This window comes from Bacillus sp. FSL M8-0166, assembly GCF_038008825.1.
Lineage (GTDB): Bacteria > Bacillota > Bacilli > Bacillales > Bacillaceae > Bacillus > Bacillus safensis.
In genome coordinates this window covers 664,400-683,074 of record NZ_JBBOZZ010000001.1, presented here as the reverse complement: position 1 = coordinate 683,074, position 18,675 = coordinate 664,400, and the positions used below count along the sequence as shown (strand labels likewise).

General features: G+C 41.1%; 22 protein-coding genes, 1 pseudogene and 1 riboswitch. Of the genes and pseudogenes, 4 read left to right on the top strand and 19 right to left on the bottom strand.

The features are described 5' to 3' along the window. Positions 1 to 78: 78 nt before the first annotated feature. The 10 genes from ccsB to NSS92_RS03795 form a co-directional block, all read right to left on the bottom strand. A complete protein-coding gene (ccsB, locus tag NSS92_RS03840; protein ID WP_024428071.1) occupies positions 79 to 1,257 on the bottom strand; it encodes a c-type cytochrome biogenesis protein CcsB in 1,179 nt (392 codons plus the stop codon). Beyond that, on the bottom strand, positions 1,241 to 2,920 hold the full coding sequence (gene resB / locus NSS92_RS03835; protein WP_340866951.1) for a cytochrome c biogenesis protein ResB: 1,680 nt from the start codon (positions 2,918 to 2,920) through the stop codon (positions 1,241 to 1,243). Before resB ends, ccsB begins: the two co-directional genes overlap by 17 nt. A 1-nt stretch (position 2,921) precedes the next feature. Next, entirely contained in the window at positions 2,922 to 3,452 is a 531-nt protein-coding gene (gene resA, locus NSS92_RS03830; protein WP_047204114.1) for a thiol-disulfide oxidoreductase ResA, read from the bottom strand. A gap of 90 nt (positions 3,453 to 3,542) precedes the next feature. Then, positions 3,543 to 4,277, bottom strand: a complete 735-nt coding sequence (rluB, locus tag NSS92_RS03825; RefSeq protein ID WP_267587404.1) for a 23S rRNA pseudouridine(2605) synthase RluB — start codon at positions 4,275 to 4,277, stop codon at positions 3,543 to 3,545. 135 nt (positions 4,278 to 4,412) lie between these two features. Further along, positions 4,413 to 4,949 (bottom strand): spore maturation protein, encoded by a 537-nt coding sequence (locus NSS92_RS03820; protein ID WP_041085969.1) that lies wholly within the window; start codon positions 4,947 to 4,949, stop codon positions 4,413 to 4,415. 4 nt (positions 4,950 to 4,953) lie between these two features. Continuing rightward, positions 4,954 to 5,541 carry a nucleoside recognition domain-containing protein gene (locus NSS92_RS03815; protein WP_041085971.1) on the bottom strand — a complete coding sequence of 196 codons (588 nt, stop codon included), beginning with the start codon at positions 5,539 to 5,541 and terminating at the stop codon, positions 4,954 to 4,956. Further along, positions 5,529 to 6,680 (bottom strand): D-alanyl-D-alanine carboxypeptidase family protein, encoded by a 1,152-nt coding sequence (locus NSS92_RS03810; RefSeq protein ID WP_340866950.1) that lies wholly within the window; start codon positions 6,678 to 6,680, stop codon positions 5,529 to 5,531. The genes NSS92_RS03815 and NSS92_RS03810 overlap by 13 nt, the downstream gene beginning before the upstream one ends. A 113-nt stretch (positions 6,681 to 6,793) precedes the next feature. Next, positions 6,794 to 7,273 (bottom strand): YpuI family protein, encoded by a 480-nt coding sequence (locus tag NSS92_RS03805; protein ID WP_024422846.1) that lies wholly within the window; start codon positions 7,271 to 7,273, stop codon positions 6,794 to 6,796. 113 nt (positions 7,274 to 7,386) lie between these two features. Continuing rightward, positions 7,387 to 7,980, bottom strand: a complete 594-nt coding sequence (scpB, locus tag NSS92_RS03800; protein WP_024422847.1) for an SMC-Scp complex subunit ScpB — start codon at positions 7,978 to 7,980, stop codon at positions 7,387 to 7,389. Then, positions 7,970 to 8,728, bottom strand: a complete 759-nt coding sequence (locus NSS92_RS03795; protein WP_024422848.1) for a segregation/condensation protein A — start codon at positions 8,726 to 8,728, stop codon at positions 7,970 to 7,972. The genes scpB and NSS92_RS03795 overlap by 11 nt, the downstream gene beginning before the upstream one ends. Positions 8,729 to 8,937: 209 nt before the next feature. Here NSS92_RS03795 and NSS92_RS03790 point away from each other — a divergent pair, with 209 nt between their 5' ends. Together NSS92_RS03790 and NSS92_RS03785 are read left to right on the top strand one after the other, a co-directional pair. Continuing rightward, on the top strand, positions 8,938 to 9,030 hold the full coding sequence (locus tag NSS92_RS03790; RefSeq protein WP_012010430.1) for a YjcZ family sporulation protein: 93 nt from the start codon (positions 8,938 to 8,940) through the stop codon (positions 9,028 to 9,030). A gap of 89 nt (positions 9,031 to 9,119) precedes the next feature. Then, complete coding sequence (locus tag NSS92_RS03785; RefSeq protein WP_267587402.1) at positions 9,120 to 9,644, top strand: DUF309 domain-containing protein; 525 nt, start codon at positions 9,120 to 9,122, stop codon at positions 9,642 to 9,644. Between the two features lie 24 nt (positions 9,645 to 9,668). Here the strand turns inward: NSS92_RS03785 and NSS92_RS03780 are convergent, their stop codons facing one another. The 7 genes and pseudogenes from NSS92_RS03780 to NSS92_RS03750 all read right to left on the bottom strand — a co-directional run bounded on the left by NSS92_RS03780 (position 9,669) and on the right by NSS92_RS03750 (position 14,038). After that, the gene (locus NSS92_RS03780; RefSeq protein ID WP_048239303.1) at positions 9,669 to 10,022 is read right to left on the bottom strand and encodes a GNAT family N-acetyltransferase; all 354 of its coding nucleotides are present in this window, start codon (positions 10,020 to 10,022) and stop codon (positions 9,669 to 9,671) included. Between the two features lie 113 nt (positions 10,023 to 10,135). Next, entirely contained in the window at positions 10,136 to 10,600 is a 465-nt protein-coding gene (ribH, locus tag NSS92_RS03775) for a 6,7-dimethyl-8-ribityllumazine synthase (RefSeq protein ID WP_340866949.1), read from the bottom strand. 47 nt (positions 10,601 to 10,647) lie between these two features. Beyond that, positions 10,648 to 11,253 (bottom strand): annotated as a pseudogene (ribB, locus tag NSS92_RS03770) (3,4-dihydroxy-2-butanone-4-phosphate synthase); the annotation flags it as partial. Positions 11,254 to 11,264: 11 nt separating this feature from the next. Next, on the bottom strand, positions 11,265 to 11,915 hold the full coding sequence (ribE, locus tag NSS92_RS03765) for a riboflavin synthase (RefSeq protein WP_340866948.1): 651 nt from the start codon (positions 11,913 to 11,915) through the stop codon (positions 11,265 to 11,267). Positions 11,916 to 12,168: 253 nt separating this feature from the next. Next, a riboswitch (FMN riboswitch) is annotated at positions 12,169 to 12,310 on the bottom strand. Between the two features lie 106 nt (positions 12,311 to 12,416). Next, a complete protein-coding gene (locus tag NSS92_RS03760) occupies positions 12,417 to 12,761 on the bottom strand; it encodes a hypothetical protein (protein WP_008344451.1) in 345 nt (114 codons plus the stop codon). Between the two features lie 230 nt (positions 12,762 to 12,991). Continuing rightward, positions 12,992 to 13,228 (bottom strand): DUF2164 domain-containing protein, encoded by a 237-nt coding sequence (locus NSS92_RS03755; protein ID WP_267587400.1) that lies wholly within the window; start codon positions 13,226 to 13,228, stop codon positions 12,992 to 12,994. A 228-nt stretch (positions 13,229 to 13,456) separates the two neighbouring features. Further along, positions 13,457 to 14,038, bottom strand: coding sequence for a TetR/AcrR family transcriptional regulator (locus NSS92_RS03750; RefSeq protein ID WP_340866947.1), 582 nt, complete (start codon positions 14,036 to 14,038; stop codon positions 13,457 to 13,459). Positions 14,039 to 14,359: 321 nt separating this feature from the next. On the opposite strand from NSS92_RS03750, the gene NSS92_RS03745 reads away from it, so the two are divergent. After that, positions 14,360 to 15,583, top strand: coding sequence for an MFS transporter (locus tag NSS92_RS03745; protein ID WP_340869913.1), 1,224 nt, complete (start codon positions 14,360 to 14,362; stop codon positions 15,581 to 15,583). 30 nt (positions 15,584 to 15,613) lie between these two features. Here the strand turns inward: NSS92_RS03745 and NSS92_RS03740 are convergent, their stop codons facing one another. After that, positions 15,614 to 16,051: a peptidylprolyl isomerase gene (locus NSS92_RS03740; RefSeq protein WP_008359679.1), complete on the bottom strand. Its 438-nt coding sequence runs from the start codon at positions 16,049 to 16,051 to the stop codon at positions 15,614 to 15,616. A 322-nt stretch (positions 16,052 to 16,373) separates the two neighbouring features. On the opposite strand from NSS92_RS03740, the gene NSS92_RS03735 reads away from it, so the two are divergent. Continuing rightward, a complete protein-coding gene (locus NSS92_RS03735; protein ID WP_024428065.1) occupies positions 16,374 to 17,258 on the top strand; it encodes a DUF1002 domain-containing protein in 885 nt (294 codons plus the stop codon). Positions 17,259 to 17,296: 38 nt separating this feature from the next. On the opposite strand, the gene lysA is transcribed toward NSS92_RS03735, so the two are convergent. After that, positions 17,297 to 18,622 (bottom strand): diaminopimelate decarboxylase, encoded by a 1,326-nt coding sequence (gene lysA / locus NSS92_RS03730; RefSeq protein WP_340869911.1) that lies wholly within the window; start codon positions 18,620 to 18,622, stop codon positions 17,297 to 17,299. Positions 18,623 to 18,675: the final 53 nt, after the last annotated feature.

The following is an 18,675-nucleotide window of genomic DNA, read 5'->3' as shown; positions in this document are numbered from 1 at the left end:
TCCTCCTGCTTTCTCCGTTGTTACATTCATTTTAACAAAAAGCCGAATTGAATCATAAAAGTTGGCTTTTCCTTGTGATTATGCGTAAGAATGAAGCCCCGCAATGACAAGGTTGACAAAGATGAGATTAAACATAATAATGGCAAAGCCGATCACAGCAAGCCAAGCGGACTTTTCACCATGCCAGCCTCGTGACAAGCGAAGATGAAGATAGGCAGCATAAAAGAGAAACGTAATCAATGCCCATACTTCCTTCGGGTCCCAGCCCCAAAACCTAGTCCATGCAATTTGCGCCCAGATCATGGCAAAGATCAGCCCGCCTAACGCAAATACAGGGAAACCAATCGAAACAGCCCTATACCCAATTTCATCGACTAAATCTAGGTTCACCTGTTTCACTAGCGGTTGAAGCAGTGCGCTCAGTCGTTTGCGAATGATCAATCGAATGAGTCCGTATATGATCAGCCCTACGCCAAATGACCATAACACCGTATTGACCTTTCTACCTGAAAAAACAGGCGGCAGCTCAACAAACGGTTCCAAACGATCTTCCGTCACAAGCTCCCCTTTATGAGGTCCGACAAGAGCTGGCAGCTCATAGACCATCTCACTTTTTTCTTTATTTTTATCGATCCAATTAAATGTCGCTTCATATCCTGTCATTCTAAAGATAGACGTGACAGCGATAAATGCAAGTGTGACCACAATCATAAACATGACAAGCTCTAAACCAAACGTCTTCTTCCCTGGCTTTGTTTGATCCACATGCTTTAATAGAAAGATGACACCTGCCACAAAACTGATGGCTAAAATGGCTTGGCCAAGTGCTGCTGTTGTCACGTGAATATAAAGCCAATTACTTTGAAGTGAAGGAATCAGCGGTGAAATATCTGATGGGAACATACTTGCATAGGCAATAATCAATAAAGCGATTGGAAGTGTGAATAAACCAAGTACAGACACTTGATACACAAAATATAAAATGATGAATGCAAGCACCAGCATCATGCCAAAAGCCGTAGTGAACTCAAACAAATTACTGACTGGTGCATGACCAGACGCGATCCATCTTGAAATAAAATAGCCCAACTGGCTCAAAAAACCGATGATGGTAAGCGTAATGCCAATGAGTGCCGCCTTATTCCTGCGCGGTCCTTCTTCTTTCTTTTTTCCTTTAATGGCACCACCAAAAAAAGGAACTGCCGCTAAATAAAATAGAAAAGCTGCAAATAACAGATTTTCACTGACTGCCGCCATCTAATCCTTCCCCCTTGCTTTTGCTGATACTTGTTGTATCAGGCAGTTCTTTTTGATCAACTGGCTGTTTGATGCCACTGCCGCTTAGTAACACGTTAAGATCGGACTTTAAGCCGAACCAGTTTTTGTTTGTATGTCCTGCCACAAATACTTTTCCATCCTTCGCCGACAGCCAGATTCTTCTATGCTGCCAATACATCCCCTGCACGACACCAATCATGAAGATGATTCCGCCTACAATGAGTACCCCTAGTGTTAAATCCTTTCTAACAGTTAACCCTGTGACGTTTTTCGTTTCGACCCGATCAAACTTCATTTTATATAGATTGTTATCTGAACCCTCTACTGTCTCTTGAATAGCCACAAAGCTTTTTTCGCCTTTAGGTTTTTCAGGAGAAATCATTTCAAACACGAAAGCAGGATTATTCGGATTCCTTGTTTTCGTACTCGGCGTTCCATCATCGTCAAAATAAAAATCAGGCAGATAGCTCATCACTTTGACTTTGTAACCGCTACCAAGATCATATTCTGGCTTAGGCTCCAGCAGATTAATCTTCACTGTACCGAAAGATTTTTCTGTATCTTTACGAATCAGCTGAAAGACCATTTGATCGAGTTCATTTTGTTTAAAATCCACTTGATATAATGAGAAATTGTCAAACTTGAGCGGTTCATTCACTTTGATATCGTGTTCTGTTACCTGCTTCAGCTTGGGCTTTTCACCAAATACAACTTCTCCTTCACGTTTGTATAAGATGGCATCCGTTTTATAGCTTTTCACCACTTGACCGTCGCCAGCTTTTTCAATGGCATTCTCAAACACTTCTTTTTCATTTCCAGTTTCATAGCGATCAATTGAAAACGCATTATTTTTCAAGAAGTATTGACCATCCGTACCTGGGATCGGTGCGGTTTCACCTTCTCTGACCCACAGCGTTTCATCCACGTACATGCCCGGGACAAACCGAAGCATCGATCCAATGAGAAAGATGATTAATCCTATGTGATTGACGTAAGGTCCCCAGCGTGAAAAACGTCCTTTTTCGGCTAAAATATGCCCATTTTCTTCTCGCACGCGGTAACGCTTTTGTTTCATTGCTCTTATGATGCCTTCATATGTATGCTGATCTAATGTTTTGTCTGTTTCGCTAAACAGACGCTGTCTTCTCATAAAGCCTTCTTTTTTCATAACCCCTTGGTTTTTGAGTGCTCGATAAAGAGGAATAACGCGGTCGAGACTACAAATGACAAGGGAGATTCCGATTGATGCGACAAGAGCTAAAAACCACCAAGAATTATAAAGATCATGGAATCCAAGTGTGTAATACAGCTTGCCAAACGATCCATATTGCTCTTCATAATACGTGGAAGCAGATGCACCTGGCGGAATAAATCGCTCCTGCGGAAAAATCGTTCCAAGCGAAGAAGCGAGCAGTGTAATGACAATCAGCCACACACCCACTTTAACGGAAGAAAAAAAGTTCCATACTTTATCAACAATCGTTTTGTTGTATGTTTGCGAGCGTCTTGCACTGCCGTCATATCTCATATCAAGCAGCTTCGAAGAGTTTTTCTCTTTAGCCAAAATGGGATTCCCGCATGATTCACATAGAACAGTACCGATTGGATTAATATGTCCACACTCGCACTTTACCTCTTTCATTCTATGACCCCTTTGGTTTAATCAAATTCATATACTCATAGATTTGACGTTCTGTCATCGTTCCCTTTATGACTTTGATTACCTTGCCTTCAGGATTAAGTAAAAGCGTAGTTGGCAGCTGCCCAATATCATACGCCTCTGTCACTTGACGATCTTTGTCCATGGCAACAGGAAAATTCACGCCATAGGATTCCATAAAATTTTTCACGGCAATTTTGGATTCTGCAACATTGACTGCAACAATTTCCACACCGCGATCCTTGAACACTTCATATTGATTCGCCATATAAGGAAATTCTTGTTTACACGGACCACACCATGTACCCCAAAAATTAAGAAAGACACCTTTGCCTTTTAAGTCCTTTAACTCAATCCGATCCCCATCGACAGATTGAAGGACAAAGTTTGGCGCAATAGATCCTTCTTTGACTCGATCCTGTTTGGCAAATACTGAGTTATACATTGTATAACATAGTGCAGCAAGCATCACGAGGAGAATGCCCGTCCGTATGAAAAACCGTCTTTTTTTCATCTGAAGTACCCCTTCCCCATAGACATTCAGGTAAATTATAGCATTCTCCTTCTTTTGATGCTTCCTCATTTTTTGAAGTTTATGTGAAAATTAAAAAGCGCTTTTCCCATGATCGGCAATTGCTCTCAGGCGCTTTACTTCATGCGGAGACAATTCTCTGCGGTCTCCTGGTCTCATACCTTCAATATGAAGGAACGAATATTGCTCCCTTTTTAGCTTTAATACATCATGTCCAATCGCTTCAAACATGCGGCGCACCTGTCTGTTTCTGCCTTCATGAATGGTTAATTGAACAATACAAGTTTGCTTTCGTTTATCAATAGAAAGCATTTTCGCACGAGCAGGTGCTGTTTTTTTATGATCTAACATGATCCCTTTTTCTAGCTTTCTAAGCAATTCCTTTGATGGAATGCCTTTTAGCTTCGCTGCATACGTTTTATCAATTTGGTATTTCGGGTGCATGAGCTTATGGGCAAATTCCCCATCATTTGTAATCAAAATCAAACCGCTCGTATCATAATCTAACCGGCCGATTGGATAAAGGCGCTGCGGGACATCATCAAAGAAATCTGTGACGACCTTACGTCCTTTATCATCCTCGGCAGCTGAAATGACGCCGCGCGGTTTATAAAGCATAAAGTAAACGGGTTCTTCTCTTTCAAGCTTTAATCCATTGACTTCAATTTTATCTGAAGAGCCCACCTTCACTCCGAGCTCTGTCACTGTTTGACCATTAACGGTAACTCGTCCTTCTTTAATTAATTCTTCAGCCTTTCGTCTTGAAGCGACGCCGGCATGTGCAATTACTTTCTGTAAACGTTCCATTTGTCTTTCACCTCATGTACTATCTTACTTGCTTGACTTAAAACAAACAAGCATTCGTGGAAAAATAAGCGTTTCGTCTGTCTAATTTCAGCTAAAAAGCGATTTTCCATCCATGAAATACAAAAAAGCGCCTGATTAGGCGCCGCTAAATAACAAACTGACGATAATCACAGATGCAATGACACCAATAAGATCTGCTAACAAACCTACTTTCAGCGCATCTCCCATTTTTTTAATACCGACTGCTCCAAAATAGACCGTTAAAATGTAAAGGGTGGTATCTGTTGACCCTTGCATGACAGCTGCGAGCTGGCCAATAAAAGAATCTGGGCCATAGGTCGCTATCAAGTCAGATGTCATTCCGAGTGCAGCCGTTCCTGATATCGGTCGAATAAATGCAAGCGGCACGACTTCTGCCGGGAAACCAATTGCTGTAAAAACTGGTTTTAACAGTCCCATGACAAAATCAAGCGCACCTGACGCACGGAAAATCGTAATAGCCACAAGCATACCGACTAAATAGGGAATGATTGAAAAGGCAATTTGAATGCCCTCTTTTCCTCCCTCTACAAATGTTTCATAGGTTGGTACCTTTTTAATGGTTCCCGCAATCAAAATCCCTGCGATGATCAGTGGAATCAAAGCAAGTGACAGCCAGTTAATAAATGCCACAAGATCACCCCCGCCTGCTTCTGCGATAGTGGAAATATCGATCGATGAGAATTGCACCGATTCCTGAAATGAGTGTTGCTAAAATGGTTGGTCCTACAATGTCTGTTGGCTGATCTGCCCCATAGGTCATTCTTATGGCAATGACGGTGGTTGGCACAAGTGTGATAGAGGATGTGTTGACCGCTAAAAATGTAATCATAGACCGGCTTGCCTCATTTTTCCCGCCGTTTAATGCCTTCATCTGCTCCATCGCCTTAATCCCAAGCGGTGTAGCAGCATTCCCGAGACCAAAGAAATTCGCCATAAGATTGGACAAAATATACCCCATTGCAGGATGATGAGGCGGAATATCAGGGAATAGTTTTGAAATAAAGGGCCGGCACAATTTACTAAAGAAATTTAACAGCCCTGCCTCTTCGGCAATCTTCATGAGCCCGAGCCAAAAAACGAGAACACTAATCAGACCAATTGAAATGGTAACTGCTTCTTTTGAGCCCTTAAATACAGCCTCGTTCACTTCCTGCATCGTTCCGTTAAACATCGCATAGACAAGACCGATGACAGTGAGAAATACCCAAATTAGATTGACCATGAAGATCCGCCTATAGATGTCTGAAAGACAGACTTAAACATTTCTTGAAAACTTTTTTGAGGCATGCGGTTTCGTTTATTTTCATAAAAAATCGGTAATTGCTCGATCACCTGTCCATCTAATAAAATCGTCATTTTTCCTACAACATCTGGGATGGCTTCGGCGTTTTTTTTCCATTTCTTTTTAGGGGTGAGCATTTCTGTTTCAATTTTGACAAGTTTTTTCTCATCTTCATTTAAAAAATAGTCCACATCACGCTTGATAAACGCTTTTTTTTCGTAAAAGGTCCCTTTTAACGAAGCAAGTCTTCCTTTTTCAGCAAGCACATACGTTTTGTAGTGATCAAATGCATATTCAAACATAGAGATATGATCCTTCCAGTCGTCCGGCGCATTAATGGTCACAGCGATCAGCTCAGCATCCCCTTTTGCAGCTGTGGAGACGAGTGTACGTTTTGCAAGCTTTGTATATCCGGTTTTCCCTCCAGTTGAATATTCGTATAAACCGGTGAGCAGCTTGTTTTTATTTTTCCAATAGCCTTCCATTGTTTTCGCTTTATAGAAAGTCGTACCGGCAATTTTTTGATATTGTTTATGTTTCATCGCGTATTTTGTTAGGATCGCCATGTCATAGGCTGATGAATAATGATTTTTATGATCATCGAGTCCGTGCGGATTTTGAAAATTCGTATTCTCCATTCCTAGTTCAGCCGCTTTTTGATTCATCATAAAAATAAAGCCTTCTAAGCTGCCGCCAACATGCTCTGCAATGGCAACAGCTGCATCATTTCCAGAACGCAGCATGAGCCCGTAAGTCAAATCTTCTAAGCTCACCTTCTGCCCTTCCTTTAAATAAAGGGATGATCCCTCCGCCCCAATCGCACGCTTTGATACTTTAACGGTATCTTTCATTTTCCCTGATTCAATGGCTAATACAGCCGTCATGATTTTTGTAATACTTGCGATTCTTCTTTTTTCGTGCTCATCCTTTCCAAATAGGACTCTGCCTGACTGTCCATCTATTAAAATGGCGCTTCTTGCACTCACTGATAATGAAATGTCTGCTTTGGCATGTGAGGAAAAAGGCAGTAAGAGTGTAAATAGAAGAAGGACTGCTGTTCCAATTTTTAAATAGGGCATGTTCATTCACGTCCTTGTCCGTTTTGTACAAGTGTATGCTCAGCTGAAAAAGTTATGATGCCTCGTCCATAAAAAAAAGCGCCTCTACATATAGAGGCGCTTCTTCAAGTTGCTTATACCATTTTCACTTGCTGATGAGATGTCGTATATTCCAGCTCTTCTCTCATCGCTAAAAAGTCTTTTTCTAATGAAGAAAATAATTGTTTCATATCAGCGGATACTTCATGGTGAAAAACAATGCTGCTTTTTCCTGTATAGGCCGAACGACTGTCTTCATACCATGTATCCTTTTTCGGCGTGAAAAATTCTTCAATACATTGATGATAAATACGGTGAAGCATCTGCTGTGCGGCTTGCTGCGGGAATGTCTGCTGCTGGCCCATTTTCCTGCAAACTGCTGCTGCATCCTCGCTGTACACTGCAAGCTTCCGTAATGTACTCAATATGTCACAATAATAGGCTTCCGCTTCGGGGTTTAATCGTTTCAAGCTTGATAAGGTGGTTTCGTTCAGAAAACCATTCATTTCAATTGCAACCTTTGATAAAAAGACGCCTGCTTGATCAACTTGAGCCTTTACATTCATATGTGCCATTTGTTTCGTGTTTACCTTCCCCTCATGGCTTTGTCACCATTTTATCTGTCATCAAAAGATTTTAGACCTAAAATCTTTTTTATATTTTATCATACATTTTTCCTTCTTTTGAACTATTTTATGTCTTCAAATGTTTGATTGAAGTTTTCAAAAAATAGATCGGCCTCTTCTTGTACTCCATCTGCTTCCACATTCTCTGGAAGCGGCGGTAATTCATCTAAGGCTTTTAAGCCAAATTGCTCTAAAAAGGTAGGGGTTGTCCCATAAAGAATCGCTCGTCCCGGACCATCGGCACGTCCTACTTCACAAAGCAGCGCTTTGGCTACTAAGCTATGAAGTACCCGCTCTGATTTGACTCCTCTAATCTCCTCTACCTCACTGCGTGTAATCGGCTGTTTATAAGAAACAATTGCAAGTACCTCCAGCGCTGCCTGCGACAAACCCTTGGATGGAGTCTCGACTAATTTTTTTAAATACATGCTGTATTCTTTTTTCGTCAGCAGCATATATGAATCTGCATATTCAATGAGCTCAATCCCTCGTTCTTGTTTTTGATATTCTTCCTTTACGGAAGACATAATGTCGAGTAATACCGACTCATCTACTTCAAGAACAGACATGAGCTGTTTTCTTGTTAAGCCTTCGTCACCTGCTGCATACAGCAGCGCTTCTAAAATGGCTTTCCAATTCACGATATCAAGCGTCATGAATCGTTTCACTCCCTATGATATAAATGTCTTCAAAGTTCCCTTCCTGCTCTAGCATGATTTGATGACTTTTCATCAATTCGAGAACAGCAAGAAACGTCACGACAAGGTGTTCCTTTTGATCATGTTGAAATAGAGTCATGAAATTGGTCCGCTTTTTTGTTTTTCTTAAATGGTTCATAATCTCATTCATTTTGTCTTCAATCGGGATTTCTTGTCTTGTAATCTTTGATGGTGCTGGTTTCGTTATTTTCTTTCGATTTAATACCTTTTGGAACGCACCTAACATATCATACACCGTTACGTGTAAATTTGTGTCCTTCGCTTCTGATTCTTTTGCAAATTCGCTTAAATCACTCGGTGGTTTTGTAAAGGCATTTTGCCTTTCTTCTTCGCGTTCCTTTAGTTCTTGTGCTGCATTTTTATACTTGCGGTATTCAATTAATTTGCCAATCAGCTCTTCTCGAGGGTCTTCTTCCTCTTCGAGCAGGTCTTCATCAAACAGCTCTTCCTCTTGTTTCGGAAGAAGCATTCTGCTTTTAATACTCAGGAGGGTTGCTGCCATGACCAAATATTCGCTCGCAACATCGAGCTCAAGCTCCCTCATCGTGTGGACATATAATAAATACTGCTCCGTAATTTTAGCGACGGGAATATCATAAATATCAATTTCCAACCGGTTAATTAAATGTAAAAGCAAGTCCAAAGGACCCTCGAACGAATCTATTTTCACCTGATATTCCAGCATCTTTTTCTCACCATTTCTACTGTCTTCTAAGTACCGTTTCACCGGCTAACCTTTAGTATAAGACAGGATAAAGCTCTCGTCCAATATAATTTCGGCCATGATGCGTTAGGCAAATCAAGAAAAACAGTGGATCCGCCCATACCAATAAGGGCATTTATACATAGAATACCATTGTAATCAGAACTGATGAAAAAGGAGGCCGTATCATTATGGGAGATGGCTATAACTTCGGCGGAGGATTCGCGCTTATTGTCGTGCTTTTCATCTTGCTGATCATCGTTGGCGCGGCTTGGGTTTATTAAAGAAACAGGGCGTCCTTTTCACTAAGGGACGCTCTTTCTTCTTTTCTTTTCGATATGTTAGACTGAGAGTGGAAAAGGAGATGACCGCTGTGTATCCTGAAGCGTACGTGGCTTTTTTACACGAATTTCATACAACAAGAGATTATTTTGAGTGTCATGAAATTCTAGAGGAATATTGGAAGGAAGATCCCCCAGAGCAGCGCAAAGAATATTGGGTCGGGCTCATTCAGCTCGCGGTTGCCTTGTATCATCAAAGACGGGGAAATGGAAAAGGAGCAAAACGGCTCATTTCTAACAGTCTTCACTTGTTAGAAGCAAATCGTTCAGTATTATCGAATCTCGGTCTGGATGATGAGGCATTTCTGTTGCTTCTGCGAACGCTGAAAAAGAAGATGGATGAAGACATGCCCTATGAGAGTGTGATGCTGCCGATCAAAGATGAAGCACTTCTTTCTTTATGCCAAGAAATGGCCCAAAAAGAAGGACTGCTCTTTGGACAGGAAAGCAACTTATCCCATACATTTTTAATTGAAAAACATAGACTCCGTGACCGGACAGATGTATTGCTGGAACGACAACAACAGATCGAACGTAAAAAAAGCAGAGGACTGTAGCCTCTGCTTTTACATGTGTGATATTTAATTTGTTTCACTGTGACACTTATGAAAGAAGCCTTGCGTTAATTCATTTGGAATGAGTGTTTTGGTTTTAAATATCTCTTCCACGGCTAAAACCATTTCCTTGCCGATTCCTTGATCACGATGGGATGGATTCACACTAATATGCTCGATTTGTACTTGGTCGTCTGTTTTGAGCACACCAATAGCACCTACAATATCCTCGCCATCTTTCCATAGGAACAGCTGCCGATCTTCATCCATTTCATATGACTTCATCGTCTGCTGAAGCTGTTTGACGTCTTTCTCACCCGGCATAAAGGACAGGAGTCCCATGGCAATTTTTTCAAAAGACCTCTTGTAACGAATTAACATATATACCCCTCAATATTCAAATTATCCTAATTTCCAGCAAATGGCTTATGAATCATTTGCTCATCACACATTATAAACATTTTTATACCGTTTTTAAACTCTTTTTCACTAAATTAAGAAAACGTTCGATTTAGATTCGCCATTTCAATAGCAGCTGCAGCCGATTCACTGCCTTTATTTCCAGCTTTTGTACCAGCTCTTTCAATGGCTTGTTCAATCGATTCTGTTGTCAGTACACCAAAGATAATCGGTACCCCTGTTGACATAGCACTTTGAGCAATTCCTTTAGCAGCTTCATTACAAACGTAATCATAGTGAGTCGTTGCGCCTCGGATCACGGTTCCAAGTGTAATGACTGCATCATATTTTTGGGTTTCAGCTAATTTTTTTGCCATGTACGGAATTTCAAAAGCGCCTGGTACCCACACAACATCGATATCATCACCGTTTGCGCCGTGTCTGAGTAATGTATCTTCTGCTCCATCTAGCAGTTTACTTGTAATAAAATCATTGAATCTCGCTACGACGATTGCAAATTTTAGTCCTTCTGCTACTACATGACCTTGTATTGTATTCATATGTTGATCATCCTTTTTTGTGATTTTTATTTTGTTTCAATAGTGGCTGTTCGATTGTTGTTTAAATATGTCTGTAATGCTTCTATTGTAAGCATCTTTAAATCATGCTGTTTTTGGATCTCCTTTAGTTCAGGGACACGCGCCATTGATCCATCTGCATTCATAATTTCACATATGACACCGGCTGGCTCTGAGCCTGCCAGTTTAGCAAGATCAACCGCCGCCTCTGTATGACCTGGCCTTTCTAGTACGCCGCCCTCTTTTGCAATAAGCGGAAAAACATGTCCTGGACGGGCAAATTCGTCTGGATTTGTGTCTTTATTTAACATGGCCAGCATGGTCGTGGAGCGCTCAAAAGCACTAATACCAGTTGTCGTTGTCACATGGTCGATGCTTACTGTAAATGCTGTATGGTGTGCATCTGTATTATGTTCAACCATTGGATGCAGATTCAGGTGTTTGGCGATCGACTCATCGACTGGCGTACAAATAAGGCCTCTTCCATGTAAAGCCATGAAGTTAATCACCTCAGGTGTGGCATGCTCAGCAAGTGCCACAAAGTCTCCTTCATTTTCTCTGTCTTCATCATCCACTACGATAATGATTTCTCCTTGTTTAAGGGCATTTACTGCCTCATCAACAGAATGATACATACAATCGCCTCCTAGAATCCGTGCTCTTTTAGAAATGATGGGGTCAATCGAGATGGCTGTTTTTCGCCCTGCTCTTTTGTTAAAAAGCGATAAATGTATTTACCGATCATGTCACACTCTATATTCACGATATCCCCCATAGATTTAGTCGGGAAAATAGTTCCTTCAAGCGTATGAGGAATAATAGAGACTGTGACATATGAATCTCGCAAATCAAAAATGGTCAAGCTGACACCATCTATTGCGATCGAACCCTTTTGGGTGAGCATATCTGTGAGGGTCTTGTTCATCTTTAAATCATAGTAAATGGCATTACTCTTCTTTTCTATCCGGGTAATGACAGCCGTTCCATCAACATGGCCTGAGACAAAATGGCCGCCAAATCGTCCATTTGAGGACATGGCTCGCTCTAAATTCACTGGACTGCCTTGTGTCAGCTGATCCAGCGATGTCGCTTTGACCGTCTCTGGCATCACATCTGCAGCGAATTGTTCTTTTGTGAAGTTTGTGACTGTGAGACATACTCCATTAATGGCGATACTGTCTCCGAGGTGAACATCTTCCAGCACACGGCTGCATGTAATGACAATTTCCATGGCATCTGCTGATTTTTTACTTAATGACTTAACGGTGCCAACTTCTTCAATTATCCCCGTGAACATGTGATCCTCCCTTTCGTTTCATTTGTATTTCTCACTTTTAAAAAAAGCGATGTTAGGGACATGTGATCGATTGAGCACCTTCGTCGCTTTTTATGGTCCATACAAGGTAGATGAGGGATCACCTAATAAACACTGCATGCAGTCTACTAACGACAAAAACATACAGAAAGCCCCGGAAAAAATTCCGGGGCTTTGGCTTTTTTGCATCAGAAATAAAACTATGATCAACAAATATTTTTCGTTCATAGCTTTCTTTATCCTTCTCCCATCCAGACTTTCACTGTCGGCTTCAGCTTTTCACTGAATCAACCGTTAATAAATTAACGGGTCACGGGCTGTAAAGCATTTGCTTTATTACCGTCGGTCGGGATTTTCACCCTGCCCCGAAGGATACAATCGATATTTAGCTGTCCTTAGGGGCTATTATAGCGATCCTTGTTGTCAAATGCAACAATCAAGATTTCTTCACAAAAAAAGCCTCCTTATAGGAAAGGAGACATGTTAATTAACGACTTTTACTACTTTTATCAGTCCATCTATTCTTTTTTCATTACTAAAGTAGGCTTTAATACGATCGCCTTTTTTCAGATCGGCCACATCATCTTCAAATTTCTTTCCATTAAAAATGATTTTTGTGCCATTCTTTGCTTGACCGTAATATTCATCTCCATCAATTTTCGTAATGGTATATTCATAGATGGTGTAATCTTTATCATTATTTGTTAAGCTCTCGCCAATAGCTGTTGGCACATCTTCAATTTTCATGCCATTCATGTATAAATAACCTGCGCCTAAACAAAGCAGTAAAACAAATAAGATTGCAATTTTTAATTTAATTTTCCCCATATTTAGAACCTCCATCATCTGCACTTCGCCTATTTGTATGTTTTATTCCTTCTTTTATTGAAATAAAACCAAAAAAGCTGATTTTCATTAATGGTTACTTATATAACGATTCAGATGGCCCTTTGGTTCCACCTCTTAATCATTACATATGATACGAATATGCGTTCTTTATTAAGGGGGTCTTTTTCCTATTTATCAGTTCGTAACACACCATACTGCAAGCTTTTCGATTATATTCTTTTTTCAAGTGCGAATAAGTCTTCCTCTAACAATTGGGACCGCTGGACAGCGATGCTGCGGCTGTCACGAACCCCTTGATTATAATAGTAGCTTCCAAGGTTTTTTGTGATAAATTCTAGTATATTGATGGCTGCTAATTCACCAATCTCTTCTTCTCGTTCTTCGGCAAAATAACGCTGAATGGCCACCATCATTTGATTTTTTTCTTCTTTTGTGAGTGGTTTCAAAGTCTCCCCTTCTTTCCGCTTTCTTCATTTTCACCTAGCACGTGTTTTTTCAGCTGGATGTGCTGGCATCCCGAAAATGCGAATGTCTGTTCTCTTATCATATCACAAAAACAGATTCTGTGCATGACTGCCCTAAAATAAAAAGCGTATTTTGATGTAATGGATCAAATACGCTTTCACTATGCTGTATGATTTTTTCACGGAAGCTGTCATAGCGTGTTGTCCATTTTATTTTAAAATGGATAGGATCGTCGCTACAGAATGATCTACAAATGAACGCTCTGGACGTGACTTCATGAGGACGGTAAGCCCGATGAAAGAAACAACCAGTGTCTGTGCTAATGCTTTCGCATTCAAGCTGCTTTCGAGCTCACCCGAGCGAATACCTTGCACAATCTTTTCTTCAAATATGACCGAAAGATACATCTGATGCTCTCTTGTCAAAATTTCAAATTTCTCTTCGTGTGGAGCAAGTTCCACTATTGTATTAATGCAAAAACAGCCTTTACTCGGGCCATCTCTATATTCCTCTTCCACCACATCTGCAAATAATGTATGAAATGCTTCCATTACAGATCGATTGCTTTGAAGTTTTGTTCGAATATGGGCTGCATGCTGCTTTGTATATTTGCGTAATGCAGCCTCAAATAACTCCTCTTTATCTCCAAAGGCTGAGTATAAGCTTGGCCGCTGTATTCCCATTTTCGCAGTCAAATCGCTTAACGTTGTAGCTCTATATCCCTTTTCCCAAAAAAGCACCATTGCATCATCCAACGCTTTTTCCTCATCAAACTCACGCTGTCGAACCATCGTCAATTCCTCTTTTCAACAATAAAATCATTTCACCATTTACAATTATTCATTTCTTTATTTGTAAAGATATCATTTTCTTTTTCATTACTAATCAGTACATTATAATTTTATTTTATTCATGTAAAATTGTCAAACTGTCTTTCTGCTTTCAAGATTAACATAGAATAACTGGATTAAACTCTTGACTTTAAAACATTTTGTTGGTTATCCTTAACAGAAATCATTTTATACCTATTAGTATATTATACTTTTTAGTATAAAAAAGAGGGGATGCAATGAATGGTTAAAGATAAAATGACTCCAAAAGATCATCCTGAGATGAAAACGGCTCATTTACGAATAAAACCTGGATCAAAGATGACTCGCTATATGGCACTAATTTTTGCAGCAGCCTGCGGGATGGCTGTTGCAAACATATACTTCGCACAACCGTTACTAGATTCACTGGCAGCCGAGTTCGGTATCACGTATTCATCCATCGGTATTGTCATTACGATTACTCAGCTTTGTTATGCGGCGGGGCTGCTACTGATAGTACCACTTGGTGATCTGTTGAATCGACGCCGGCTCATCATTGGGCAGATGCTTTTATCTGTGCTTGCCCTCATTCTAGTCGGCATCGCTCCTATCGTCACCGTCCTATTTCTAGGGTTAGCAGTGGTCGGACTGCTCGCTGTAGTCACCCAGGTACTCGTTGCGTTTGCAGCAAGTTGGGCTGCTCCAGAAGAGCGCGGCCGTATAGTCGGCTTGGTGCAAAGTGGAATCGTAATCGGTATACTTCTCGCCCGAACCTTTGCTGGTGTATTAACCGATTTTGCCGGCTGGAGGTCTGTTTATCTTGTTTCTGCCGTCATCATGCTTATTCTAACTGGCGTATTGTTCCGAGTGCTCCCGCGTGATGACAGCAAAAGAGAGTCATTATCCTATGCTAATCTGCTTCGTTCAATGTTTATATTGTTCATACAAGAACGAATCCTGCGCATCCGTGGGATTCTGGCTCTTCTGATTTTTATCGTGTTTGGTACGTTATGGACTTCACTCGTGCTGCCTCTCAGTGCTGCGCCATACTCTCTTTCACATACTGCTATTGGCGCATTTGGTCTTGCTGGAGCAGCCGGAGCGTTAGGGGCTGCTCGGGCTGGCAGCCTTGCTGATCGAGGTTTTGGACAGTTCTCAACCGGTATAGCCCTTGTCCTATTATTCATTTCATGGTTTTTCATCAGTTTGACTGAACATTCACTTATTGCATTAGTCATTGGCATTATCATTCTTGACCTATCTGTGCAGGCAGTACACGTGACCAATCAGAGTATGATTTTCACAGTACGGCCTGAGGCGAGAAGCCGGCTTACTGCCGCTTACATGTTTTTTTACTCCATCGGCAGTGCGACCGGTTCAATTGTTTCAACCAGCCTATACGCAACCTATGGCTGGAGCGGAGTATGTCTTTTTGGTGCCTCTATCAGCGCTTTAGCCATTTTGTATTGGATCATCACCTACCGCCTAACGAAACAAATCACCGTAGTCTCAGAAACAAAATAAAAAAACACCGCGATTAAGCGGTGTTTTAGATTAAGCATCTACAACTTCAACTTTTTCCATGCCTTGGCCTTGCTCCATATCAAGTACAGCCTCGATACCAGATGTTACCTTGCCAAAAACCGTGTGAACACCGTTTAAGTGCGGCTGCGGGTCATGTACGATAAAGAATTGGCTGCCGCCTGTGTCTTTACCAGCATGTGCCATTGATAATGAACCTCTTTCGTGCTGATGTGGATTTCCTTCTGTTTCACATTTAATTGTGTAACCAGGACCACCCGTTCCATTACCGTTTGGATCGCCGCCTTGGCTGACGAAGCCAGGGATCACGCGGTGGAATTTCAATCCATCGTAGAAGCCTTCATTCGCTAATTTTTCAAAGTTTGCTACTGTACCTGGAGCAGCCTCTGGGTAAAGTTCAAACTCAATTTTCTTTCCATTCGTTAATTGTATGTATCCTTTTTTAGCCATTTTTCACATTCTCCTTTCAGGTTAAACAACGCTCATTATAGCACATTTTCGGTGATGTTAAACATCCCCTGCTCTTCGACTGTCATTTACCTCTTAACTGATGATTGATAAAATAGGGTTGCTTGATTCTTTTTTCCTAATAAAATGATATTTGACTAAATGACATGTCTTCATTTATCGGAACAGGAACACATCTTAAAAAGAAAATTGAAACGTCAAGCCAATTTGTTACGTCTATATGATGGAGTGCACTACTTTACGTGTACTCAAAAGCTAAAGTTTCTCTTGAAAGAGGAACGCTTTCGACTTGAAGGAGGTCAACATGTTTAAAAAAATGATGCTTGGTATGATGGCAGCGCTCCTTTTCCTAATTGGTGCGCCAAAAGTCAGCTTAGCGGATGCAGCTGTCGGCGATGTCATCGTCACACTCGGGCAAGACTTAACTCCGGCTGATCGCCAGAAGGTGCTTGACGAGTTGAATCCACCTGAAAATGCGACAAAAATTGAAGTAACCAATAAAGAAGAGCACGAATATTTAGGAAAGTATATCCCTCGTTCTCAAATCGGGACGAGAGCATTATCATCTTCATCGATCACCATTGAAAAATCAGGTACTGGTCTGACTGTGGATACACACAACATCAAGACCATTACAGATGAGATGTATTTAAATGCTTTAATGACAGCAGGTGTCAAGGATGCCAAGGTTGTCGTGACTGCTCCATTTGAAGTATCTGGCACAGCCGCACTGACGGGTTTACTAAAAGCGTATGAGGTGTCAAGCGACAAAGCCATTCCAGAAGATGTGAAGCAGGTGGCAAACGAAGAGCTTGTGACAACTTCTAAGTTGGGTGACTCTATCGGGAAAGACAACGCTTCTGCCCTTATTGCAAAAATCAAAGATGACATTGCAAAAAACGGTGTCCCTAAAACCACGAAAGAAGTAGAAGAAAAAGTGGATCAAGCTGCTTCTGATTTAAACTTAAATTTGACGCAGGATCAAAAAGATCAGCTTGTCTCGCTATTTGATAAAATGAAAAACATCAATATCGATTGGAACCAAGTAGGATCTCAAATTGATAAAGCAAAAGACAAGATTACTAAATTCATTGAATCGGATGAAGGGAAAAACCTCCTTCAAAAGATTTGGGATTTCTTTGTCTCCATTTGGAACGCGATCGTCTCTGTATTCACTGGAGGAAAATAATGCATGAAAAAAAGCTGCCTGTACACCAGGCGGCTTTTTTAAGTAGATGATTTCACTTTTGATTGATATGGTAAATCAAGTTTGACAATGTCCTCATAGGTTTCACGCTCAACCACAAGCTGCGCTTCCCCGTCTTCTACAAACACAACAGCTGGACGCGGGATGCGGTTGTAGTTGTTTGACATACTATAGCCGTAAGCCCCGGTACAAAAAACAGCTAATAAATCCCCTTGTGATAACTCTGGCAGATCGATATCCCAAATAAGCATATCTCCGCTTTCACAGCATTTACCGGCAATTGAAACCGTTTGATCATGCGTTTGGTCCATTTTGTTGGCACTTGCCGCTTCATATTTCGCTTGATATAAAGCTGGACGAATGTTATCACTCATTCCGCCATCTATCGCAACATAATCGCGGATGCCAGGTACATGTTTTGATGATCCGATCGTATAAAGAGTCGTCCCTGCATCTCCAACAAGAGAACGGCCTGGTTCTATCCAAATCTCCGGCATATCAAACTCATAGCGGGCAACGTTCTCTTTCACAGCTTGGATAATTTTCTCGACATATTCTGTCGCAGGAAGTGGTTCATCCTCTTCGGTATAACGAATCCCAAAGCCACCGCCTAAGTTTAACACTGTAGAAATAAAACCAAATGATTCTCTCCATTCATCCAGCTTCAAAAAGATTTTATCTGCTGCAAGGACAAAACCAGCCGTATCAAAAATTTGTGAACCGATATGACAATGGACTCCTAAAAGCTCGATGACTTCTGATCCAAGCACTTGTTTCACCGCTTCATCTGCTTGTCCATTGTGAAGATCAAAGCCAAATTTTGAATCCTCTTGTCCTGTCGTAATGTAATCATGCGTATGCGCTTCGACACCAGGCGTGATGCGGAGCAATACTTTCACTTTTTTTGACAGCTCTTGACCAAGCTGTTCAATAAGCTTCATTTCATAGAAATTATCCACAACAATACATCCGATCCCATGCTCTAGGGCCATCTTTAATTCTTCTCTGCTTTTATTGTTGCCATGGAAATGAATTTTTTCTACTGGAAATCCAGCGCAAATGGCTGTGTGAAGCTCACCGCCTGATACGACATCAAGAGATAATCCTTCTTCTTTGGCAAGCTGAAACATAGCGATGGAGGAAAATGCTTTACTCGCATATGCTACCTGCGCCGTTAATTCTTCTTCTATAAATGCTTTTTGAAAGCTTTTTGCGCGCTCCCGTATTAAAGCCACATCATATACATAAAGTGGTGTCCCATACGTTTCAGCTAAAGAAACAGCATCAACACCACCAATTTCTAAATGACCGAGTTCATTTTGTTTGCAAGTGCCGTGTAAATACAATGTCATTCCCTCTTTCTCCGCTTCGGCTGAAAAAAGGCAGCTGCGTGAGCTGC